16 protein-coding genes are annotated in these 23,441 nt (G+C 49.6%); 13 read left to right on the forward strand and 3 right to left on the reverse strand.

The features are described from left to right. From B5D63_RS31335 to B5D63_RS31375, 9 genes are all read left to right on the forward strand, one after another. On the forward strand, positions 1 to 3,141 hold a 3,141-nt coding region (locus B5D63_RS31335), incomplete at its 5' end, for a condensation domain-containing protein (RefSeq protein WP_235021679.1). Then, positions 3,135 to 3,836: a thioesterase II family protein gene (locus B5D63_RS31340; protein ID WP_078672846.1), complete on the forward strand. Its 702-nt coding sequence runs from the start codon at positions 3,135 to 3,137 to the stop codon at positions 3,834 to 3,836. The genes B5D63_RS31335 and B5D63_RS31340, both read left to right, overlap by 7 nt. A gap of 46 nt (positions 3,837 to 3,882) precedes the next feature. After that, entirely contained in the window at positions 3,883 to 5,517 is a 1,635-nt protein-coding gene (locus B5D63_RS31345; RefSeq protein ID WP_078672847.1) for a cyclic peptide export ABC transporter, read from the forward strand. Positions 5,518 to 5,541: 24 nt separating this feature from the next. Next, positions 5,542 to 7,824, forward strand: coding sequence for a M28 family peptidase (locus B5D63_RS31350; protein WP_078672848.1), 2,283 nt, complete (start codon positions 5,542 to 5,544; stop codon positions 7,822 to 7,824). 155 nt (positions 7,825 to 7,979) lie between these two features. Further along, positions 7,980 to 10,352 (forward strand): outer membrane beta-barrel protein, encoded by a 2,373-nt coding sequence (locus tag B5D63_RS31355; protein WP_159456240.1) that lies wholly within the window; start codon positions 7,980 to 7,982, stop codon positions 10,350 to 10,352. A gap of 170 nt (positions 10,353 to 10,522) precedes the next feature. Next, positions 10,523 to 10,825, forward strand: coding sequence for a helix-turn-helix domain-containing protein (locus B5D63_RS31360; RefSeq protein ID WP_078672850.1), 303 nt, complete (start codon positions 10,523 to 10,525; stop codon positions 10,823 to 10,825). A 338-nt stretch (positions 10,826 to 11,163) separates the two neighbouring features. Further along, positions 11,164 to 12,621, forward strand: coding sequence for a serine hydrolase domain-containing protein (locus tag B5D63_RS31365; protein WP_235021689.1), 1,458 nt, complete (start codon positions 11,164 to 11,166; stop codon positions 12,619 to 12,621). Continuing rightward, the gene (locus tag B5D63_RS31370) at positions 12,618 to 13,310 is read left to right on the forward strand and encodes a helix-turn-helix transcriptional regulator (protein ID WP_078672852.1); all 693 of its coding nucleotides are present in this window, start codon (positions 12,618 to 12,620) and stop codon (positions 13,308 to 13,310) included. The genes B5D63_RS31365 and B5D63_RS31370 overlap by 4 nt, the downstream gene beginning before the upstream one ends. Positions 13,311 to 13,389: 79 nt before the next feature. Next, positions 13,390 to 13,782 carry a RidA family protein gene (locus B5D63_RS31375; RefSeq protein ID WP_078672853.1) on the forward strand — a complete coding sequence of 131 codons (393 nt, stop codon included), beginning with the start codon at positions 13,390 to 13,392 and terminating at the stop codon, positions 13,780 to 13,782. Between the two features lie 77 nt (positions 13,783 to 13,859). On the opposite strand, the gene B5D63_RS31380 is transcribed toward B5D63_RS31375, so the two are convergent. The 3 genes from B5D63_RS31380 to B5D63_RS31390 are packed head-to-tail and all read right to left on the reverse strand — an operon-like array spanning position 13,860 to position 16,212. Beyond that, positions 13,860 to 15,125, reverse strand: a complete 1,266-nt coding sequence (locus B5D63_RS31380) for an FAD-dependent oxidoreductase (RefSeq protein WP_078672854.1) — start codon at positions 15,123 to 15,125, stop codon at positions 13,860 to 13,862. A 9-nt stretch (positions 15,126 to 15,134) separates the two neighbouring features. Beyond that, positions 15,135 to 15,878 carry a helix-turn-helix domain-containing protein gene (locus B5D63_RS31385; RefSeq protein WP_078672855.1) on the reverse strand — a complete coding sequence of 248 codons (744 nt, stop codon included), beginning with the start codon at positions 15,876 to 15,878 and terminating at the stop codon, positions 15,135 to 15,137. 52 nt (positions 15,879 to 15,930) lie between these two features. Further along, entirely contained in the window at positions 15,931 to 16,212 is a 282-nt protein-coding gene (locus B5D63_RS31390; RefSeq protein WP_078673053.1) for a hypothetical protein, read from the reverse strand. 348 nt (positions 16,213 to 16,560) lie between these two features. Here B5D63_RS31390 and B5D63_RS31395 point away from each other — a divergent pair, with 348 nt between their 5' ends. The 4 genes from B5D63_RS31395 (at position 16,561) to B5D63_RS31410 (ending at position 23,437) form a co-directional block, all read left to right on the forward strand. Continuing rightward, on the forward strand, positions 16,561 to 17,169 hold the full coding sequence (locus B5D63_RS31395; RefSeq protein WP_078672856.1) for an RNA polymerase sigma factor: 609 nt from the start codon (positions 16,561 to 16,563) through the stop codon (positions 17,167 to 17,169). A gap of 102 nt (positions 17,170 to 17,271) precedes the next feature. After that, entirely contained in the window at positions 17,272 to 18,453 is a 1,182-nt protein-coding gene (locus B5D63_RS31400; protein WP_078672857.1) for a FecR family protein, read from the forward strand. 236 nt (positions 18,454 to 18,689) lie between these two features. Then, complete coding sequence (locus B5D63_RS31405) at positions 18,690 to 22,034, forward strand: SusC/RagA family TonB-linked outer membrane protein (protein ID WP_159456242.1); 3,345 nt, start codon at positions 18,690 to 18,692, stop codon at positions 22,032 to 22,034. 26 nt (positions 22,035 to 22,060) lie between these two features. Further along, positions 22,061 to 23,437, forward strand: a complete 1,377-nt coding sequence (locus B5D63_RS31410; protein ID WP_078672859.1) for a RagB/SusD family nutrient uptake outer membrane protein — start codon at positions 22,061 to 22,063, stop codon at positions 23,435 to 23,437. Positions 23,438 to 23,441 lie beyond the last annotated feature (4 nt).

Below are 23,441 nucleotides of genomic sequence, written 5' to 3' on the forward strand. Positions count from 1 at the left end.
TGGTTAGGCCGCCGTTTGCCCGACTACATGCTTCCGGCAGGTTTTGTACGCCTGGAAGCGCTGCCCCTTACCGCCAACGGTAAGATAGACAGGAAGAAGCTGCCCGGTGTAGAAGCCGGCAGGCAGCCCGGTAGCGTTTATACTGTCCCCGAAAATGAAATGCAGCAGCTGTTGCTGGAGGTGTGGCAGCAGGTACTTGGGCTAAATACCATCGGCATTCACGATAATTTCTTCAGTATAGGCGGCAATTCTATTTCCATGATCGAAATTATTGCTAAGGCCCGTCAACAGCAGGTAGAGATTACTGTTCGCCAGGTGTTTGAATACCCCACTATCGCCATGCTTGCGCAGGCGGCTAAACGAAAAGAAAACACAGCGGCCGGGCAGGAAGCGGTTACCGGCGCTATGCCGCTGCTTCCCATACAACGGTGGTATTTTGAGCACCAGCAGCAGGACGTGCATCACTTCAACTATGCGGTAATGCTGACGGCGCCGGAAGAACTTACCAGCCGGCGTTTTTTTGCATTGACAGCTGCGTTGGTTGATAAACATGATGCGTTAAGACTTCGCTTCCCGCATTGGGAGGAAGGTACTGCATGGCATGAACCTTTTTCCGAAAAGCTGCTGCATTCAATTGCCACCGTGGAGGATTATTGCGATTTCGTTCCTGTCGAACGCACAGCGCTGGTAAATACACATGCCGCAGGGGTACAGGAAAGCCTTTCCATTGCCGATGGTCCGCTATGCAGGCTGGTATGGTATAACTATGGTGCGGGCAGCCCGGGGCGTTTGCTGCTGGTAGCCCATCATCTGCTGGTAGACGGGATCTCCTGGCGCCTGCTTATCGATGACCTGAACCGCTTGCTGGCACAGGCGTCGGGTGACCAAACGTTTATCCCCGGCGGCAAGTCAGATTCGTACAAGCGCTGGGCAGAACAGCTGCAGGCATATGCAACCGGCGAACGCCTGTTGATGGAGCGTAGCTACTGGCATGCGGTACTGAACGATGCCGTTGATCCTTTCCCCGCCGGCTCCGGTACGGCTGATCGTAGCATTGCCAACCAGCGGCAGCTGGTGGTCGGGCTGGATCAGGCTGAAACACGCAACCTGGTATACCATTGTGCTAAAGCATATAACACCCATATTAATGATTTGCTGTTAACAGCGCTGATGACAGCCATTTGTCGCTGGGGCAACATCAGCAGCTTCCTGGTGCACCTGGAAGGTCATGGCAGAGAAGATATTTTTGAAGGAACGGATGTAAGCCAGACAGTAGGTTGGTTTACGAGTATCTACCCGGTACTCCTGAACAAAGGACAAATAAACCTTGAAACTCCTCATGGTATAGGTACCGCGCTCAGGTCGGTCAAGGAGAATTTAAGGGCAGTGCCGGCAAACGGGCTTGGCTACGGCGTATTGCGATATCTCGCTCAAGACGCAGATATAGCTGCCTGTGAACGCAGGCGTCCTGCCGCTGTGTTGTTTAATTACCTGGGTGATTTTACGCAGGCCCGTAACCAGGCGGCTGTTGCTATGAGCGAAAGCGCAGGTAACACCATATCCGGCAGGCAGCATGCGCTGTATTCCCTCGAATTTAACGGTGCAATAATAGATAACTGCCTCAGGTTTGCGATCTCCTATTTGGAAGGGGAGTACCCTGTGGAGGATACCACCCGGTTGGCCGGATGTTTCAGGCAGGCATTGCAGGAAGTGATATCGCACTGTATGGCGGTGAAAAGAACGCATTTTACTCCTTCTGACTTCCCGCTGGCAGCACTTGGCCAGGAAAAGATCGACGAACTGGAAGAAAGCTTCCCGGAAATGCAGGAGGTATATCCTGCCACCTCCATGCAGAAAGCCATGTTTTTTCACTCCCTGGTGGCGGACGATGAAGGCGCCTATGTCGTACAGCAGCATGGGCGTTTGAAGAACATTGATCCTGCGCTTTTCAAATTATCCTGGAGCCGCCTGGTCGAAAGGCATTCCATGCTCCGTACCGCATTTGTACTATGCGAAAAAAACGGCTTGCTCCAGGTGGTAAGCGGACGCACAGAGGTACAGGCCAGTTACATCAATTGTCGTGATCTCAGCGGGGCTGCCTGGGAAGCGCAGCTGGCGGCCTGCATGGAGGCAGATGCGCAGACGCCTTTCGATTTCGAAAAGGCGCCCTTGTTCCGGTACACTATTCTGCAACGGGATGAACAGGACTTTCATATCCTGCTGACTTTGCACCATATCATCCTGGATGGATGGAGCATGCCCGTTTTATTTGCAGAATTGAATGAAGTATACCAGGCCCTCAGCCGGCAGCAGCCTGTAATGCTGCCCCCGGTGCCCAGCTACGGGAAATATGTAGATTGGTTGCTGACCCGCAGCCAGGCAAAGGCATTGGAGTTTTGGAAAAATCAAGGCCTTTATGCAGGACAGGTTAGCCGGCTCGCCCTGCAGGAAGGTGCCGCCTCCGGCATACAGGAGGAAGGCTACCGTGAATGGCATACCGTTTTTACTACTGCCGAAAGTTCCCTGCTAAAAAATGCCGCGGCAAAATACGAAGTAACCCTGCACACCCTGCTGGTAGCGGCATGGGCGCGCTTGTTAAGCGATTATACCCATGCCGGCGAAGTGATGTTTGGTATGACGATCTCCGGTCGGAGTGAGGCATTTGAAGGCATAAGCGCCATGGTGGGGCTGTTCATTAACACCATCCCCGTAAAGGTAGCCTGCCCGGTTGACGAGCCGCTGCAGGAATGGCTACTGGCCCTGCACCGGCAGCAAATGGAGTATAACCAGTACGGCGCCGTTGGTTTGAGCGATATCCGCCGTTTGAACGGCATCAACCAGGACGTGCCCCTGTTCGAAAGTTTACTGGTGCATCAGAATTATCCCGGCCTGAATAGCCGGAAGAAAGAAGACAACGCTCCTGCATTTGAATTCAGTAATGCCGGCTTCAGAGATAATAATAACAGCCCGCTTACCATCATGGTCTTTTCCGGTCAGCCACTGTCGTTTTTGATCAATTATAAAACAGAGATGTTTGAGCACGGATTTATTGAGAACATAGCAGCAGACTACAGAAAATATCTTATTGATATTGCACGCGGTGAAGAAGTAACAATTAATAATCTTAAAACAACATGGTAAAACCACAGGTATTTGTCCTTCATTTTTCAGGTGGTAATATGTACTCTCTGCAGCACCTGTTTAGCTGTCTGAAAGACCATTATAGCGTTGAGCTGCTGGAACTGCCCGGTCGTGGTAAAAGAATAAGGGAGCCCCTCTTGTGTACCAGGGAGGAGGCTGTGGCCGACCTGCTCCGGCAGATCAGGGAGCGCAGGCAGAGCGTCCCCTATGTGCTTTACGGTCATAGTATGGGCGCTGAGCTGGGCTTCCTTGTCAACATGCAGCTGGAGCAGGCCGGCGATCCGCCGGTATGTTTCATTCCAACTGGCAATGCCGGCCCCAATGTGCATAAACGGGAAAAACTGGCAGGTCTGGACCGTGATGAATTTTTTTTCAAGCTAAGGGAAATGGGTGGAATACCCGGCGATCTGCTGGAGAATGAAGAACTGATGGATTTCTTCGAGCCTATACTCCGGGCCGATTTTAAGTTGCTGGAAGACGCAGAGGATATAGTGGTAGCGTATAAAACCAATACACCTGTATTTGCAGTAATGGGAAACAGGGAAAAATACGCAGCGGAAATAGAGAACTGGAAAAACTATACGCTGGGCGCTTTCGAGGCCAGGGTGGTGGAAGGCGATCATTTTTTTATTTACCAGCATGCAGACATGCTCATGCAGCTTATCCGCGCCAACCTGTGCGCACCGGTTGCCTAGCGGCAGTCTCCTGGTAACAACACGTTCAAAAATTTAAAAGAAGGTAATGTTCAGAATATCTATACGTAATTTCTTTTACCTGATGTTGTTCTGTATTCCTAATACCCTGCTGTCTGTAGGAATATTGGTGATCATGAACAACATCGTTTCAGGAAAGGCGCTGATGATCACTGCTCACCAGGATATCACGTTCTTTTCCCTGATTGCCGTGTCTTTTGTGCTCAATGTAATTGTGCAGAAAAAGATTACCTCGTTCTCCAACAAGCTGATTTATGAGAACGAGCTTAGGATAATGGAGAAGTTCCAGGAAGCCGGCCTGCATCAGCTGGAAAGGATAGGCTCCCAGCGTATTTACGGGGCCATTGAAGATATGAGGATGCTGGTATTGCTGCCGGGTATGATATCCACCGCTATTACACTGGTGCTGACCCTTCTTATCTGTATCGTTTATTTCTTCGTGGTGTCGGCTCCCTCTGCTCTTTTCGTAATAGGGCTTATAGCAGGCATCATCGGTATCTACTTTGCTGTGAACAAAAAAATAGCGGGCAAGGTACATCTGTTAAGACAGTTGAATGACAACTATTTCAATCTGGTAGACGATATCCTGAAAGGCTTTAAGGAGCTGAAGCTAAGCCGTACCAGGCGGGCCAACCTTCACGAAAAATACCTGAAGCCCAACCGTGCCGATGTCAGGAATACGGAAAATTATGTCGCCAACTATTTATCTGTCATTAACCTGATCAGCCAGTACGGACTTTACGTTATAATAGGGGTGGTCATCTTTATATTGCCCCGCCTGGACCTGCTCAGCGCATCAGAGATCAGCGCTTTTGTTGTGGTCCTGCTTTTTGTCCGTGGGCCTATCAATGCCCTGACCAGCATGCAGACCTTTTTTACAAAGGCATTTGCTGCCAACAAACGCATCGTTGCCTTCTTAAAGGAGATGGATGCTCTCCCCGGGGAAGGTGAAGTGCCAGGAGCTGCCGGTCGTGCAGAAGTGCTCAGAGAATTAAGATTCGAAAATATCAGCTATAAATACCCCGGCGCGCCGACGGACGCCGCGTACGCCCTGCAGCAGCTGAATCTTACCGTTAGCGGTGGAGAGGTGATTTTTATAGTTGGCGGCAATGGCTCCGGTAAAAGCACCTTTGTAAACATATTGTCCGGCATATATACACCGCTGGAAGGACGTGTACTGCTGAACGGAAAACCCATCCTGGACGATCTGCAGCATTATCGGGACCATATTGCTGCTGTATTTTCCGATCATCACCTGTTTTCCGCGAACTACGAGGACTATTCACTGAAGAACAACGAAGCGTACATTGCCCTGCTGGGAACCATGGAACTGAATACTATCGTAAAGGATGACGATGAGGAATCTGCCCGCAGGAAGTTCTCCAAAGGGCAGAGCAAACGCATGGCGTTGATTTATGCCATGCTGGAAAAACGCCCTTTGCTGGTGCTGGATGAATGGGCCGCCGACCAGGATCCCCACTTCAGAAAGTATTTTTATGAACAACTGTTGCCAAAATTCAGGAAACAAGGCAAAACGATCGTTGCTGTTACGCATGACGATGCCTACTTTAAACATGCGGATCGAATCATAAAATTTGAGTACGGAAATATCGTAAAGGACATACAACCCGATAATAGCGTCCTGGAATTACGACAATTATAAAAATATCAACAAATACTATTTACTATGCCAGGATCTGCCAAATTAGCTGCTTTATTTTTTGCTATTGCCATCGCAGTCGCTATATATTTTATTGGCCGGGAGCTGGTTCCTCCGGAGGTAGTGCCGGCAAATGCCAGACCTGCTGCGTTTTCTGCAGCAAGGGCTTTCCCTTACCTTGAAGCTGTTGCCAGGGAACCCCATAGTAGCGGAGAGCCTGCTCATGCCAGGGTACGCGCCTATATTACCGGCTTTTGCGAAGAGCATGGATTGGAAACCCGGGTGCAAACAGCCGTCGGGTTCAACAGGAGAGATTACCGCCTCGTCGCCGGCGAAGCGCATAATATTATAGCGAGGCTGAAAGGCGGCACGCCCGGTAAAGCTGTGCTGGTAGCAGCTCATTACGATTCACAGCCTAATACGCCGGGCGCGGGAGACAATGGATGTGCAGTGGCTTCTATGATGGAAACGATTGACCTTCTGGCAAAAGGCCCCGCCTTGAGGAATGATGTAATTTTCCTGTTCACGGATCTTGAAGAGCCCGGGCAATTAGGGGCAGAGGCTTTTGTTAATAACTACCCCGGTATTGATAGCATCGGTATCGTCCTGAACTTTGATGCAAGAGGTAATGCGGGCATGAATTATATCTTTGAGACCTCAGGCGCCAACAGCTGGATCATGAAAGGACTGGCTGCCGCGGTCCCCGGGGCGCTTGGTAATTCCCTGGCCTGTGAAGTGTATAAGCATATGCCGAACGCTTCTGACTTTACAGTGTTTAAAAATAAAGGTATACCGGGGTGGAATACTGCGTTCATAGAAGGTTACAGCAATTACCACAGTATGACCGATACTCCCGGTAATCTGGATATGCGTACCCTTCAGCATCAGGGAGACCTGATGTTGGCGGCTGTCCGTTACTTTGCTGATCTGGACATTACCCATGCTCCCGATGCCGATGCGGTATTTTTTAATCCCTCCGGCAGCTGGCTGTTGGTGTATAGTTACACGATGGACAACATACTGATTGCCGTCACCATGCTGCTGTTCGCGGCCCTGTTGACCGCAGCTTTCCTCCGGCAGGGGCTCACCGTAAAATGGTTGTTGCTGGGCGCGGCATGGTTCCTGTTAACTATACTGGTCTTCTCCGGCCTGATCTGGCTGCTCAGTAAATGGCTGTTTGCAGCTTATCCGCAGTACCTGAACTTCAGCGTCGGTAATACCTACAATGCCAAATATTATTTGTTATCGCTGATAGGAGCGGGATTGCTGGTGTTCGTCATCATGTATAACCTCATAGCCCGTCGTTGGCGCAGTACTGGCCTGTTTGCAGGCGCAATGCTGGTGCTGCTTGTTATGATGCTTGCGGCGAAGTTTTATATTCCCTCTGGTGCCTATATGCTCTATATTCCGCTGATACCGGTGTTGTCTGTTACCGCCTGGATATACTGGTTTGATATACGGTTTGAGCGCCGGCCTTACTTATACGCCGCCGCGCTGGTGTTGCAGTGGTGGCTTCCTTTGACATTATGGGGCGTTTTCGCTTACCTGTTGTATGTGGTGTTTAGCCTGTCGTTTCCCTTTGCAGCAGCGGTTTTTATTAGTCTGTTCATTCCATTGCTCATTCTGGTCAAGCCCGTGCTGGATGCGCTCAGTCACCGCTTGCTGGCAGTACTGGCCATATGCCTGCTGCTGGCCGGCGGGATAATGGCCCATATTTATGCTGCTAACACGACGCAGCGCCCTGCGGCTACCCAGTTGATGTACGGCGTCAATACAGACGCGAAAGAGGCTGTATGGGTCTCCACGCTCCGGTATAAAGATGACTGGTTGAGTAGATATATTCCTGCAGCCGCGAAAAGTCCCTTTAACGAGTTTTACCAGGATTTTGATTACTACGTGTGGAAGAACAAGGCTCCTTATACGGCGCAGCAGGCCGCTTCGGTGAACGTTATACAGGATACGCTCGTGAATGGAGACCGGCAGCTGAAGCTGTTGATCGTACCCGGCGAAGGTACCAACTCGCTGGAGCTATTGCTCACTGATAAGATAACGGCAGCCAGCGTGGCCGCCCGGAATATCGCGCATGATCCGCGTACCAGGTTGGGAAGGATATCCTTCTTTGCGCCTCCCCGCGAAGGGCTGCAACTGGAGTGCAGGGTGAAAGGGAAGGACCCTGCCAGGCTACTGCTGATAGAAAGCAGGAGAGGGTTGCCCCCTCACCTGCTGGAGAACAGGTTGCCGGAGAACATGATTTTTGGTCCGGATTATATGAGCAACTGTCTGCAGGTAAAACAAACCTTAATCTTGTAGTCTTGTATTTTGGTATTATGGTAATATTTGTTATTTTAACAACTTTCTTCAAAATGCTATTAATCTGTCGAATGAACCCTCATTGCCATTTGTTTAGAAAGGCCCGTCTTTGTAGGAACGCAGCCCCATTACTGAAGTCCTTTTCATTTATTGCGATGCTGCTGATTTGTAGTGTACGTTTGTTGGCCCAGGAAGGCACTGTGTCCGGATCGGTAAGGGGTCCTCAGCAAGCTGGATTGCCCTTTGCTACCGTTAATCTGCGGTCGGCGGCAGACAGTAACCAGGTGAAAGGCGGTTTCTCCGGGGAGAACGGCGTTTTTAATATGAAGAACATTCCGTATGGTCGTTATTTCCTGACAATCACCAATATTGGTTATGCCCCGGTGTCTACGCCTGTATTTGAGTTGGCCGAAGGAAAAGGGACGTATGATGCAGGTATTATTACCCTTATTCACACTGCCACTACGCTGAAAGGGCTTGAGGTAAAAGCCGGTAAGCGCGTGCTGGAGAAAAAGGCCGACCGCTTCGTGATGAACGTGGCTGCCAGCACCTATCAGGCCAACGATCTTTTGAGCATATTCAAGGCCCTGCCTTTTATGGACGTAGAACGGGAAACCGTGACCATAAACGGGAAATCGAACCTGTTGGTATTGGTCGATAATGTGCCCAGGCCCAAAGAATCGCTGGATGCCATTTTTGCATCCATGATAGGCCAGGACATCGAAAAAATAGAATTTATTACCAACCCCTCTGCACAATATGATGGCACTGCTGATGCCGTTATCAACATCATCACTAAAAAAGGCCAGCTGATGGGCTTTACCGGCTCTGTGATTGCCGGAGTTTCCCAGGGTATCTATGCCAATGGTAATGCAGGCGTCAGTTTTACCTACCGTAAAAAAAAGATGGTGATAAACGGAACGCTGAATTATAAAGGCGGCGATTACCTGGTACAGAATTATGGCTATCGGGTACTTACGTTGCATGACCGTAATATTGTGCTCAATGAAACGCCCTGGGACCTATACAAGAACCGCACATTCTCAGGAACGCTTGGCCTCCAATATTCCCTGAGCACTAACCATAGCGTGCTTGCTCAGGTAGATGGCAACTACCGTAGCATGCTGGATGGTACCCGGTGGCATAACCAGATCGGGTTTTCCCGTGAGCTCGGTAAACAGCCCGATTCTACCCTGGTAGCCCTGCAGCGGGCAAACAGCCGTACCAATATCACCAACTATAGCTTCACCTACAAAGGAAAGCTGGATGCCTCGGGGAAAAAAATAAGCGCTACGATAATATATACGCCACTGGATAAACGGACCATGAACCAGATGGAATACCAGAATGTAATTGACCCCGCCGGCAAAATATTGAGTGAGCGCCCGGTAGTGCGCAATACAAACCCCAGCAACTCTTCTATCGTAGTGACACAGGCCGATGCACAACTTCCTTTTAAAAACGCCTGGGAGGCAAGCGCTGGTGTTAAGCTCAGTTTTTCCAAACTTAAATCTGATCCCTTCCAGGAATTGCTGAATGCCGACCAGCACTGGTCTTTGATACCAGCACTGTCGTTCAATAATCTGTACCGCGAACGCGTCCTGGCCGCTTATGCAGGCCTGCAGAAGTCTTTCGGGAAATTTTCTTTTAACGCAGGTGTGAGGGCAGAAAAGACCATGATGAAAGTAGAAGGGGTATATGAGCGGAACTTTACCGACCTCTTCCCCTCATTGCTGCTTCAGCAAATATTCTCAAAGGATTATACAATGGCGTTCAACTATAAAAGAAGTATTAACCGTCCTTCTTTTGTGGAGCTGACACCCTACCGTAATTACCTCGATGACTATACCGTGCTGGAGGGAAACCCCGGCCTGCAACCCCAGTATACAGACCTGCTGAATGTGAACGCCGGTATAAAGAACAAACTCTTTATTGACCTTGATTACAGCCACAGTAAAGACGCTTTTTCCCAGTTGCCCATACAGCGCGAAGACACTACTGCCTGGAAAGTGATCAACCTGGACGTCCGGAATTATATGACCACCATCAGCTACGATTACCGGCTGTTCCCATGGTGGCAGGGTAACGCCTTTGTGCGCGGCAGTTATTTTGAAACCAAAGGGATGCTGGGTAAAGACCTGGTGACAAATGATGGTCTGGCAATGATTCTCGGGTTTTCCGGTACCTTTTCACTTCCCTGTGACCTGAAACTGGACCTTACTTTTAATTATCGCACTCCCAGGTCGTATGGTCTGGCGGAATCCAGGAAAAGAAGTTTTGCACGGCTGGCGCTTAAGGGTAACCTCATGCAGAAGAAACTCCAATACACAATCTCCTTTTCAGATATTTTTAAGGACGACATCAGTGGATTTAACCTAACAACGCCTAATCTGAATTCCCGTTTCTATACTTTTTCGGATAGCCGCAGAATCGGTATCGGGTTGGTATACAACTTCGGAAAAAATACAGTGAAGGCAGCACAAAGCCAGAAACTGGATAATGAGGAATTACTGAACAGAGCAAATTAGTCCCAAACATGCCGTGGCGTTAGCACCCCCTATGCGCCACGGCTGCCAAGCAACCGTCCCTATGGAAAAAAGACCCATATGGATGCCTGTGCCACGATAACAACTACTATTAACTGTCAGGTTGCCTGCCATGCTGCCAACTATAATTGTGTCATATTAAAATTAATACGATGGAAATCGGTACTACAATCAGAAAGATTCGCCTGCGTCTGGGTATCAGGCAGGAAGAACTGGCTGTCGCACTGGAAGTGTCTCAGTCTTACCTGTCAAAAATAGAATCTAATAAATCCAGGGTATATGTTGATGACCTTGTTCGGATTGCCCAATACACCAATACCCCTATAACAGATTTTTTATCTGAAAATGCAGTGGATGGCCCCTCAGAGCAGGAAAAACTACAGAGAAAGGAAATGTTAATCCTTTTACAACAACAGAATAAATACCTTCAACAGCTGGTAGATAAAGACAGCTGAATTTACGCGCTTCAGTAAAACATTGTGGAATCCTTACCAAAAGGATAAGAGAAACTATTGCTTTGATCATAAGACAAAGTTCATTAGGCTTTCGGTTGCTATTCTCTCACGATCAGCCATGATCCAATTACAGCAGTAAAGGATATTGGAATAAACCGGCTTGCAGGTATTCGCTTACAAGCCGGTTGTATTTACCCTGCTATCGGCTCTCCCTATCGTTACGCTATCAATGGAAATGTTATATCTTCATCCCTTATACCAATAAATTCCCTGTTATGCACCGTTCCCATTGTAAAGGGATTGCTTTTATGCTACTGTTACTAATGAAGGCAGCGCCGATGTTTTCCCAGGTAACAAAACCTGTATTCCCCGGCGAAACATTTTCTTTCTCCGTCCCGGAAGAGGAAGGTTTTTCCTCTAAAGGTCTGAGCGAGATATTCACTTATGTGAAGGAAAACGACGTCAACATTCACAGCCTTTTAATCGTACGGAATAAAAAGATCGTTTTTGATGCCTGCTTTTATCCCTTTCGCTCCGGTTTGCGGCATGACATAGCCTCCTGTACCAAATCAGTAACATCGTTGTTAATTGGCATCGCCATCGACAAAGGCTATATAAAAAGTGAAGATCAGCTGGTGTTGTCATTTTTTCCGGAGATCAAACCAACAGCGAAAGGGTTTGAAACTTTGTCCATCAAAGACCTGCTTACCATGAAATCAGGCTTTGATTGTGGCTTTGCCAATGAAGATAGTTTGTTCCATGAATTGTTCCCATCAGACAACTGGCCCAAATTTATCTTCGATATTCCTTTTGTCACCAACCCCGGCCAGCAGTTCTCTTATTGCAGTTGTAATTATTACCTGCTGGGAGAAATTATTTACCGGGCAACGGCGCTGTCCCCCGAAAACTTTGCTAAAAAATACCTTTTTAATGATCTGGGTATCACATCGGTCTATTGGTCTAAGAATAAGAAGGGTATTAACTACGGTTGGGGAGACCTGGCCCTGAAACCGGTTGATCTGGCTAAAATTGGCCAGCTCTTGTTAGACGGAGGGCAATGGAATGGTAAAACCCTTATTTCTGCGGACTGGATAAAAAAGGCCAAATCGATGAACACCGTATTTGGAAACGGCAATGGCTATGGTTATGGTTTTTGGATTGATAAAGACGGTAGCTATAATCTGGAAGGCAGAGGCAGGCAAAGGGTGCATATCGATTCCATTCACAACGCCCTCGTTGTGGAAACCGCGGGAGGACTCACCGATGAGCAGAAGGAACGGATAGGCCAGATGATTGGTCATTCGCTCAGTACGGATAAAAAGCTGAAAAGTGATCCTGCGGCCTTTGAAAACTTAAAAAAGAGGACGCTTCAGGCGGCAAAAGCGGGGACCGATTCGCCGGTGTACGCTCCCAACGCTGCTGGTGAAGAGAAGTTGTTTAATAAGGAGATGGTTTTCCCGGCCAACAGTTTAGCCATAAAAAATGCTGAAATCATATCGAAAAAAGGGAACCTGGCTTTAATGTTAAAACAAACCGGAGCGCCAACCGTCATCTATCCTTTAGGGAAGGGAGCAGCCTATAAATTTTACCAGGATACCCGCTCAGGACATTTGTATGCGTTGAGAGGGCATTGGAAAACTTCCAATATATTTGAAATTGAGTTTAACCTGCTGTCAAAGATCAATAAGTATTTGATCGATTTTACAATAGGTGAAAAAGGAAATGAGGTGTCGATAAAGGAGGGTACCCATGGGATCGATGAAGTTTTTCCGGTGCCCGTAATAAATAAAAGATGAATGACAATAACGCTACGCGGCTTTCTCGGCTGACTGCGATTTTAACGCAGTTACAAACAAAACGATTGTTGACGGCTCCGGATCTCGCCAATAAATTTGGTGTAAGTATAAGGACCATCTACAGAGACATCAGGGCTTTGGAACAAGCGGGCGTGCCTATTCTTACAGAAGAAGGGAAAGGGTATACGTTGATGGAAGGATATAAAATTCCTCCGGTAATGTTTTCAGAAAGCCAGGCCAACGCACTTATTCTGGCAGAACAGCTGGTGCTCAAAAATAAAGACGCTTCTTTTATCAGGGATTACACCGAAGCGATCGACAAAATAAAGGCCGTATTAAGGCAATCGGAAAAAGATAAAGCGAATTTGCTGGCCGACCGTACCCGTTTTGAGCAGAACATCAGCAGAGAACGGAATAGCAACAATATCTCGCAACTTCAACATGCGCTCACTAACTTCCGCCTGGTAAAAGTCTCGTATACCAACGAACAAAACGAAACGACCCACAGGATGATTGAGCCATTTGCCCTGGTCAGCACCAACGAAAACTGGCTGTTGATTGCCTGGTGCCGGCTACGTAAAACATTCCGGTATTTTCGCCCGGACCGGATTGGGAAACTGGAAATCATGCAGGAAAAATTCACGCCGCATAAAATGACTTTACAGGAATATTTTGATAAGTATTATTAATTTTTGATACCCCTGACATAAGGCTGTCGCAACCCCCTTTTAGCTTTGTTCCATCAAATCACAATTAATCGTAAAAATGATGGAAAAGCAGCTTTTCGACCCTTGGGAATGGGGCAAAAACACAAACTCAGTGCAGGCCGTTGAAGTAAAAAACGTGACGGGGACCCTCTATTGTTCTGGTCAGGTGGCCATAGATGGAAATGGCGTGCCGTCCAATGCAGATATGCGTTCTCAGTTGGCCCAAACCATTCAGAATCTTGAGCAGCTGATAAATGAAGCCGGATACGAGTGTAAGAACATTGTGAGGCTGAATGTTTATACAACATCCCCGCAGACATTCTTTACCAGCTGTATGGATATCTATGTACCGTTTATTCAAAAATACGGTATCCGGCAGGCGACCACGCTATTAGGTGTCAAAGAATTGTTTGCTACTTTGACAGTAGAACTGGAAGCAACAGTTGTAAAGTGATCCTCTGCTTAACGTAAATCGAAAGGCTTGTAAGTGAATGCTTATAAGCCTTTCGATTTAGTTTGGCCTTCCAGCAGTCAGCGAAATACCTCCTGCACCGGCGACCATCCTAACATCCGTCGGATAAATGGAATGACATTTATCTGCAGGACGTATTTCGTAAAGAACACCGCCTGCTTCCATTTGTTCCTGCCGAACATCGCCAGCATATCCTTCAATGCGTTGGGCTGATGCATCCATTTAGTGTTAAACAAGGTCGCCTGCCCTATTTTAGCGAACCGGGCCAACATCTGCTTTTCATAAAAAGCGATGGCCTGTTTGGTGGTGTCGAACGCGGGGTTGGTCAGCGCTTCGCTGAGTTGCAATGCGTCCAGCATAGCCATATTCACGCCTTCGCCGGCGAAGGGCGGCATCCAGTGGGCGGCATCTCCCAGCAGGGTGATGTCGGCGTTGGCCTCCCATTGCTGGTCAAGCGGCATGCAGTATTGCGGCCGCGGAATAAAAAGCGTATCGGAACTTTCAAAGAGTTCCCACCACACCGGGCTCCAGGTGGAGAATTCTTTTTTGAACCAGGCGAGGACCTGGTGATGGTCCCTGAAATCGATGCCGCTTTCCTGGGCCCAGTGTTCACGGGAAGCAAAGCTGACCATAAAACCCAGGCTGCCGTCGCCTTTCGAGCTGACGATCAGCGTTTGCCCCTTCCCGTAGCTGAACAACTTTCCGCCTTTTAACAACTCACTGATGACAGGGGCCGTTTTAGCGCCGTCCTTCAGCGAGCCTTCCAGCATGGTGATGCCCGTCCAGTAAGGTTGGATAGGCGTTACAAAGGGCCTGACTTTGGAATTGGCGCCATCAGCGCCGATGATCAGATCGGCGGTAGCGGTATGACCGTTTTCGAAAACCAGCTTCCAGGCACCTTGTATTTTTGCCACAGAGAGGAGGTGGCTATTCCAGACAACGGTATCAGGTTTCAATGAATTCAACAGTATTTGCCTGAGTGGTCCGCGGTCAATCTCCGGTCGGTGGTGGTTATCCCCGAAAGTTTCTTTTTTGCCTTGCTGATGTTCGTCGAAGTACATTTTCAGCTGCTCGTCCACCACGCGCATAAACCCTGCTTCCGGCCGGTAGTTGGCTTTGAAGGCTTCCATTAAACCGGCTTTTGTCAACGCTGCCAGGCCAGAGTCGGTATGCAGGTCCAGCGCGCCGCCCTGTTGTCTCACCGCGGGATGGACGTCCCTTTCGTAGACGGTTACGTGGAGACCTTTCAGTTGTAAGAGCCGTGCCAGGGTGAGGCCGCCGGGACCGCCGCCGATGATAGCGATCTTTTTGTCTTGAATCTTCATATCGCAAAATTATTCCTGCGATGGGTCAGATAATAGTATAAAACGGCCGTTTTGATTTTTAGCGAGTTCTTTCGGGACCACGCCCGCAAACTTCTTTACTTCTTTAATAAAATGATTTTGATCGGTATAATTCAGTTCAGGGAAGAGCCGGCCTTCTTTAAGCTGTTGCAAAGACGCTTTAAAGCGAAATATGTTGCAGTAAGCTTTTAAAGAGATCCCAAACTGCTCGTTGAAGTACCGGTTGATCTGCCTTCTGCTCCAGGCCACACTGTCCGCCAGTTCCTGTACAGCCAGTGAGCCGTTGGAGGAATAGATCAGGTCAAATAATTCTTTCTTTCGATTGTCGATACCGGGTTTGATGAGACGGAGCAGGGTTGCCGATACTTTGGCACAGAAACGGTCGAAGTCTTCCAGGTCGGCAGGAACAATATGCCAAAACCCATCCGGCAGCTGCTGCCCTTCGTTTACCATGTCCGCCATTTTAATGTCGAGCAGGTATTCAATAGCAAGTAGTTTAAAGCTGACGGCAAACATGGTAATTTGCCGCGGTATAGCGGCCTGAGAGGGGCGGGTGTCCAGGCCGCGTAGCGTAGCGTGAAAAGCCTCGTTACCGCCAACAGAAAAAATAATATCGAACCGGCCGTCGGGCAGGACAATAATTTCTTTCTCTTCCGGGGCATCGTTCCGGATCATCCAAAAGCTTTCAACAAAATCGGTCAGGCTTTTAGCAGGCGGTATGCTTTTGATTTCCATGGGCGCGTGATCTTTTAAAGATCTTATCCATAGTTTTTACCTGCAGATAAAATCAACAACAATCGCCAAGTATACGGTCATGCACGATAACGAACGTCATCCACAACACCACCAGTATTAACAGCACATTGATGACGATCAGCGGGGTGTTATATTTTCCTTTCATTTTTTTAGCATACAACCGGGAGGCCATAGGAATCAATGCCAATGCCAAAAACACCGCGATCGCCGGATAGAAGCCTGTGATGGCGATACCGGCCACGCTGAGGACTGCTGCGGTAATGGTAAATACCATCGATAGCGCGGTGACGACGCTAAATGTTCTCGTTTCCATGGTCTGGATTTTCAGGATGATAAAACAATGCTTGTTTAAAGTTATGGAAAGTACTTTGAATTGCAAAGTGAGTGTTTATTTCTATTTCGACAGCTGGTATCCGGTAACAGAAAGCGAAAGATGCGGCTGTATGAAAAGCACTAATTTTAATAAAGGGGCTTAAATTATTTAAAATCAATCTTTTATTTCAATGTCAATCGGGAGGTTCCCTCATTTAAATGTTGTATATTGTAAAGCGATAATGGAGTGGCCCGGAAGTAATATTATATTAAATACTTTCATGCTATTCTCTATTTTTACGGTTCCATTACGGAGGATGCGATTTTTAGAAACAAGGGAGTGACCATAATGAATATGTCAGGTGAGCGGGATGATCAGGTACTGTTGGCTTCGGCTGCTACAGGAGACGAAACAGCTTTTGAAGCACTTTTCAGGAAGTACGGACGAAAGCTGTATAGCTTCATGTTGCAGTTGAACGGGGCTGCGGCGGCCGAGGATATCGTGCAGGAAGTGTTTTTCAAACTTTGGAAAGAACGCGATAAACTGGCGACCATTACGCACTTCAACAGCTATCTTTTCCGTATGGCACAGAACCAGGCCATCAACGACTTCCGGAAAATGGCCAGAGCTACGCTCTTACCGATAGAGGAAGCAGACCGGCAGGAAACAACGCCGGCAACAGATTCCAACGAAGAAATAGAATTCAAGGCCCTGCGCGAACGGGTACAGGAAATTATAGACTCCCTGCCTCCGCAGCAACGCAAGGTATATCTCCTGAACAGGGAACAGGGCCTGAAACACAAAGAAATTGCCGAGTTGCTGCATATTTCCCCCTCTACCGTCAATAAACACCTGGTACAGGCACTCCACGCGCTGCGCACAGGTTTGGGCAATCATACCGACCTGTTGCCGGTATTCTTTCTGTTACTGAGCGTTTCAGAAAAGCCGTTCTTCTGAAAAAAAAATTTCCATTCCACTAGACATATCCCGCTTTTTTATTGTCTTACTGGTAATCAGGGGCATTTTTAACACCTGGCATTACCTATTAAACCTGTTTCCATGTCCGAAGGAAGAATAGATGACCTCGTGGCAAAGTTTTTTCAGCAGACCTGCACGGCGGCTGAGAAAAGAGAACTTGCAACGTGGATAGAACAGTCCGCCGACGATGCTGCACTGCAGCGGGTGCTGGAGCGCGCCTGGGCCAATTACGAGCCGGTGACGGACCTGACAGCCACGGCTTCTTCCCGGATCATGGACGAGATTTTAGGCAGGCAGGAGCCTGTTCCTGTAAGCTCCCGCGTGCGCCCCATGCGTAAAATGTGGCGATATGCCGCCGCCGCGGTAACTATCGCGGCGCTGGCGGGGGGATATGTCGTGTGGAAGTCCCGCCCGCAAACACCCTCCGCACCAGCGGTGGCGAAAACGGTGAAAAAAGAAGTTCCGCCGCCGGGAGGCAACAGGGCCACGCTGACCATGGCCGACGGGTCGGTGATCGCGCTGGACAGTACCACGACCAACACCATCATCGCCGGCAATAACGTGCGTATCGTTAAAACGGACAGCGGACTGGTGACCTATCAGCAGCTGGCTGTCAGGGATGGCAAACCGTCCTACAACACGCTGACAGTTCCCGCAGGCGGGCAATTCCGGGTAATCCTGGCAGACGGCACCAAAGTATGGCTCAACGCTATGAGCAGCTTGCGCTATCCGGACATGTTCCCCGATGGAACACGGAAAGTGGAACTCACCGGCGAAGCCTATTTCGAGGTATCGGCCAGCGCCGCCCAACCGTTCCTCGTAAAAGTCAACGACATGGAACTGACAGTACTGGGGACCAGCTTTAACGTGACGGCCTATCCCGACGAGACGTTTGTGAACACCACCTTGCTCAGTGGCAAAGTAGTGATGAAACACAATAATGTCAGCGTCCCGCTGAAACAGGGTTATCAGGCAGCGCTCAACCGGCGTACGGGGCAGCTGACCAGCATGCAGGTCAACGTCGATGAAGCAATAGCCTGGAAAAACGGGAAGTTCCTTTTCGACGCTACCCCCATCAAGGACATTATGCGGCAACTGAGCCGCTGGTATAATATAGAAGTGGTGTATGCGGGAGAGGTGAATGAACAGTTTTATGCCGAGATCCCACGCTTTGCCAATGCGGCGGAAGCGTTGAGAATTCTGGAACTCACCGGAAAAGTACATTTCCGGCTGGAAGGACGGCGTGTAACCGTATATCCCTGAACTATCATGAAAAAAGAGACGAACCAACCATTCGTATAGTCATCCCGTAAAAAATCCTGTTCACTGCTAATGAACAGGATCGGCGCCTGGTGCTGCTAACACCAGGTGCTGCGGGTAATTTAAACATCACGCTGATGATCATTTATTAATCACCCAACATCAAAAGTATGATTTTACCTGCTTGGAACCAAGCCGGAATTGATTTCCGTTTCCCATCAACCAAATTGTGGAGGATTATGAAGTTATCCGCCGTTATTATGCTGGCGGCCTGTCTACAACTCAGTGCCACCGGTTATTCGCAGCGATTACAACTGTCTCTGAACGAAGCACCCGTCAGCAAGGTGTTCAGTGAATTACACCGGCAATCGGGGTATACCTTCGTGTATACCGCCTCACAGCTGCGTCAGACAGAAAAAGTGACATTGGACCTGAAGGATGTGACACTGGTGCAGGCGCTGGATAGCTGCCTGCGTAACCAGCCGCTGGCCTATACCATCCAGGATAACATGGTGATTATCCGGGAACGGCCCCTTCCGCCGCCGCCCCCCATCCGGGTGGCAGGCTTTATCTATGATGAGAACGGGCAACCGGTACCGGGCGTGTCTGTTGGGGTAAAAGGCACCACTAAAGGCGCCATTACCAATGCCAACGGAGAGTTTATCCTGCCGGAAGTAGCGGCAGATGCAGTACTGGTGGTGTCTTCCATCGGGTATCAACCCCAGGAAGTGCCGGTCAGTAGCCGGCCCGTCATTAAGGTAGTCCTGAAAATCGCGCCGCAGGCGCTGGATGAAAAAGTGGTGATTGGTTACGGCTCCGCCAGAAGGAGAGACCTGACCGGCTCCATCGCCAAGGTGGCCTCCGTACAGCCGGAACAAAATATGTCGGCCAACACGGTCAATGGCCTGCAGGGCCGCGTAGCCGGCCTGTTTGTGAAACAGGGCGACTCCAGGCCCGGCGTTGTTCCCCAATTCACTATCAGGGGGATACAAACACTGCAGACAGAAGTGGGCGGCGGTTCCAATCCTTTAATGGTAATAGACGGACTGGTGGTAGACGCTGCCGGCGCCGGCGCCAATGCCAACTATAACCTGGCCAACCTCAACCCGCAGGATATTGAATCCATTGAAGTGCTGAAAGACGCCGCTTCTTCGGCGATATATGGCGCAAGAGGCGCACAGGGCGTTATATTGATCACTACCAAAAAAGGTAACTTCAACAGCAAACCGAATGTTAACGTGAACGCCTATTGGGGCGTGACCAAATCCGTATTCAACTACCGGCCACTGAACACACAGGAATACGGGATGATGTTCCGGGAGGCGAGAAACAGCCGTATCAGCGATATCGACAAACAACTGGCGGCAGGCGGACTTACGCCTGACCAGATCGCCAACCTGAACAATGAAAAAGGCCTTGTGCAGGCGCAGATAGATAACCTGGAACTGGGCACCGCTGATAACAACTGGCTGAAAAAGGTAACACCTTCACAAGCGATGACCAGAAACATACAAACCAGTGTAGCCGGTGGTACAGACAAAACCACCTACTATCTTTCCTTTGGCCGGTACTCCGAAGATAACGCCATCGGGAAAGGACGGTTTTCACGCTATTCCGGTAAACTGGCCGTTACCCAGAAATTATTCAACTGGTTCAAAGCAGGTGCTGACATTGCCATCTCCAATGTGCTGAACAAAGATATTGACCTGATGGGTTCCCCACTCTCCAACGCCATGGGAGTGAGGCCGGATACACCTGATTCCATTAAATACAACAGCGACGGCACCTATGGTTACTGGCATGGGCTGCAGGAACATCCCTATGCCAGAAGAGACGGCTATACCAGCGCCGTACGCACCTGGAACTATGTCGGTAACTTCTTCGGAGAAATCACCCTGCCGAAAAATTTCTCCTTCCGCACCATGCTGGCTGCCTCAAAAAGCGACGTGACAGAGGAAACGTTCGATAACCCGATTAGCTATATGGGGCAGGCCCGGCGTGGAGTTTATCAAAACATCGGCAATAAAGGATTGCGCTACACCTGGAACAACGTACTGAGCTACCGGTACCAGCTCGACAAATGGAGAGGCGATGCGGTACTGGGACAGGAATACACCGATAACAGCTATAACACCAGCGGTTACTCCCTGATCGGCTTCCCTTCTACGCCCAGCCTCTGGAAACCAGGCAACGCCTCCGCGTTCGACAACAGCTATGCCTCCAGAAACCGCGAGTTCCGCGAAAACTCCCAGTCTTTTTTCCTGCGTACCAACATGAGCTGGGACCATAAATACCTGTTCAGCGCTTCTATCAGGCGAGATGGTTCTTCCAAGCTGAAAGACTTCCGCTACGCCTGGTTCCCGGCAGTTTCCGCGGGCTGGGTAGTCAGCAGCGAACCTTTCATGAAACAGCAGAAATGGATCAGTTACCTGAAAGTGCGTACCAGCTACGGTATTACCGGTAACATCCGTCCGCTTGGACTGACAGACGTGACCAGCCTGCTCGCCACGCAAACCTACCTGAACGCCCCGGCGCTGCAACTGAATCCCCGGTTGGGCAACCCGGCGCTTAAATGGGAACGCACCCGCCAGCAGGACATCGGCCTGGAAGCACGTTTCCTCAACGACCGCTTAAGCGCCACCATTGAGTATTACAGCAAGAAAACCGACGGGTTGCTCTCCTCCGTTCTCATCCCATCGTCCAGCGGCGGCTTCACCAGTCAACGTGTAAACCTGGGCGCTATGGACAACCGCGGTGTGGACATAGCCATCAACTATAGCAGTGCCGCCACCGGCGCCAACAGCATCAAATGGAATGTAGGCATAGTGGGCAATATCAACCGTAACCGCATTACAGCACTGCGCGACAGCATTATGAACTACGCCGGTTACTATCCCGGCGGACCGATGGGATTTGTAGTGATGGGCCAGCCTGTAGGTATGCTGCAGATGTACAAAGCACAGGGCATCGATCAGCAAACAGGAGATATCATCTATGAAGACATGAACAAAGACGGTGTGATCAACCAGGCGGATATGATCTACCTGCCGGTAGCACAGCCTAAATTCAGCGGCGGTTTTAATGGCGAAGCTTCCTGGAAAGGTTTCAGCGCCTCTGCGCAGTTCGTGTACACCGTCGGTAATAAGATCTATAACCTTAGCGACCAGTTTGCCCGCTTTTATGGCCTGAGCGATGAAACAGGTGTGATGGAAAACATGCCTGACTGGGTACTGGACCGTTGGACCAAACCCGGTGATAACAGTCATTACCCGCGTGCGGTAACAGGACCTCACGGTGCCGGACAAACGACGGACTGGAACAGCAGACCGTCTACTTTATATCTCTTCAGCGGTTCTTACCTCCGCTTCAAAAACTTCACACTGGGTTATGATTTCGCAGGAAGAGTCGTAAAGAACAAGATGTTCGAACAGTTACGCCTATACGGCGCCGTACAGAATGTCTTTGTCATCAAAGACAAAGGCCTGAAATCCGGCGATCCTGAACAGGCCATGGAGAACGGCGTGCAGCAGGCGATCGTGCCTATGCCACGCACTGTTTCCATTGGCATCAACGCCCGGTTCTAATTTCATATTGCTAAAAAGATTATAACATGCTGACATATAAAAAGACTTTGTTGTTGTTTGCTGCCGCGCTGTCGCTGGCTGGTTGCAGCGGTAAACTGGATGAACCACAGCCGGACACTTCTATCGATCTGGACCGCCTGCAGCCGCAGGAGCTGCCGCTGTTATTACAGGGCGCCTACAAGCCGGACGGTGTTTATTACCAGTCTTATCCGGTATGGGATATCTATAGTGATGATATCGTATCCATACAGGGCGGTACCCCTTCCCAGTTTAACCCTGCCGGTTATGACGCATGCAATCCCACGGTGGAAGATGGTTTCGGTAACAACCGCACCATTGCCAGTGCTTACAAAAGTATCGGGAATGCCAATATTATCATCAATTACATCCGGAGTAAAAAGTTGTCCGACCAGTCGCAGGTGCTGGGAGAAGCGCTGGCGCTCAGGGCTTTCCAGTACAGCCGGTTGGTGGAAACATACGGTGGCGTTATTCTGACACTGGATACAGAAACGGATATCAATAAAATCCGCCGCGACAAGAATACGGAAGCAGAAGTATATGCCGCTATCGTTGCGGACCTTACAGAAGCTATTCCGCTGTTAAAGGATTTTACCACGCCTAACGCCGCCTGCCGGCAGACAGCACAGCTGCTGCTGGCGAGGGTTTACCTGCAACTGGGTAAGAGCCAGGAGGCCGGTGATCTGGCCGCAGCGGTGATCCGCTCCGGAAAATTCTCCCTGGTCAGCAGTAACTACGGCCAGATTTTCCAGTTCGCCAGTCCCGCGAAGGAAATGATGTGGAGGGGAGTAGATGGCCCGTTGAGCGCCAACTTCAACCGTTATGGCCTGTACTCCTTTTACAGCCCCGGCGCTCCGTTTAAAGGCAACAGCCCCGGACTGACCTGGATGAGCAACGACCTCGTGGCCCTGTACGAGCCTGCCGATATCCGGAGGCAGTTGCTGCACCGGCAGCGCAATGCCGCTACCGGCCAGGAAGTGACCTATCTGCTGAAGTTTTCAGTGGATACGTTACAATCCACTTCTGCCTCTTATGCTATTTATCCGTATATCCGTTACAGTGAAGCTTTTCTGATAGCGGCGGAAGCCAGCGCCAGGAAAGGCGTGGTAGACGTGACCTACTATAACCAGTTGAGGACTGCCCGTAAAGCCAGCACCAAAAGCAACGGCGACTTTGCTGGCGCCGCTGCTTTCCTGAAAGAGCTGGAAAATGAAAGAAGAAGGGAATTTGCAGGCGAAGGCCGCCGCTGGCAAGACATGCGCCGCTTCGGTACGGCTATTCCTTTCCTCGCCACCAAAGGCAAGGATGCTACCCGCTTATATCTGCCTTTTAACTCGATAGATATTGCGCGGAACCCGAAACTAACACAAAACAAAGGATATTGAGTTT

Origin of the sequence: Chitinophaga eiseniae (assembly GCF_900167135.1) — a bacterium.
GTDB classification, from domain to species: Bacteria; Bacteroidota; Bacteroidia; order Chitinophagales; family Chitinophagaceae; genus Chitinophaga; species Chitinophaga eiseniae.

What these genes read in the sequence shown, in the direction of transcription:
- B5D63_RS31340 (WP_078672846.1), top strand. Translation starts at nt 3,135, where the DNA reads ATGGTAAAACCACAGGTATTTGTCCTTCATTTTTCAGGTGGTAATATG.
- B5D63_RS31345 (WP_078672847.1), top strand. Translation starts at nt 3,883, where the DNA reads ATGTTCAGAATATCTATACGTAATTTCTTTTACCTGATGTTGTTCTGT.
- B5D63_RS31350 (WP_078672848.1), top strand. Translation starts at nt 5,542, where the DNA reads ATGCCAGGATCTGCCAAATTAGCTGCTTTATTTTTTGCTATTGCCATC.
- B5D63_RS31355 (WP_159456240.1), top strand. Translation starts at nt 7,980, where the DNA reads ATGCTGCTGATTTGTAGTGTACGTTTGTTGGCCCAGGAAGGCACTGTG.
- B5D63_RS31360 (WP_078672850.1), top strand. Translation starts at nt 10,523, where the DNA reads ATGGAAATCGGTACTACAATCAGAAAGATTCGCCTGCGTCTGGGTATC.
- B5D63_RS31365 (WP_235021689.1), top strand. Translation starts at nt 11,164, where the DNA reads ATGTTTTCCCAGGTAACAAAACCTGTATTCCCCGGCGAAACATTTTCT.
- B5D63_RS31370 (WP_078672852.1), top strand. Translation starts at nt 12,618, where the DNA reads ATGAATGACAATAACGCTACGCGGCTTTCTCGGCTGACTGCGATTTTA.
- B5D63_RS31375 (WP_078672853.1), top strand. Translation starts at nt 13,390, where the DNA reads ATGGAAAAGCAGCTTTTCGACCCTTGGGAATGGGGCAAAAACACAAAC.
- B5D63_RS31380 (WP_078672854.1), bottom strand. Translation starts at nt 15,125, where the DNA reads ATGAAGATTCAAGACAAAAAGATCGCTATCATCGGCGGCGGTCCCGGC.
- B5D63_RS31385 (WP_078672855.1), bottom strand. Translation starts at nt 15,878, where the DNA reads ATGGAAATCAAAAGCATACCGCCTGCTAAAAGCCTGACCGATTTTGTT.
- B5D63_RS31390 (WP_078673053.1), bottom strand. Translation starts at nt 16,212, where the DNA reads ATGGAAACGAGAACATTTAGCGTCGTCACCGCGCTATCGATGGTATTT.
- B5D63_RS31395 (WP_078672856.1), top strand. Translation starts at nt 16,561, where the DNA reads ATGAATATGTCAGGTGAGCGGGATGATCAGGTACTGTTGGCTTCGGCT.
- B5D63_RS31400 (WP_078672857.1), top strand. Translation starts at nt 17,272, where the DNA reads ATGTCCGAAGGAAGAATAGATGACCTCGTGGCAAAGTTTTTTCAGCAG.
- B5D63_RS31405 (WP_159456242.1), top strand. Translation starts at nt 18,690, where the DNA reads ATGAAGTTATCCGCCGTTATTATGCTGGCGGCCTGTCTACAACTCAGT.
- B5D63_RS31410 (WP_078672859.1), top strand. Translation starts at nt 22,061, where the DNA reads ATGCTGACATATAAAAAGACTTTGTTGTTGTTTGCTGCCGCGCTGTCG.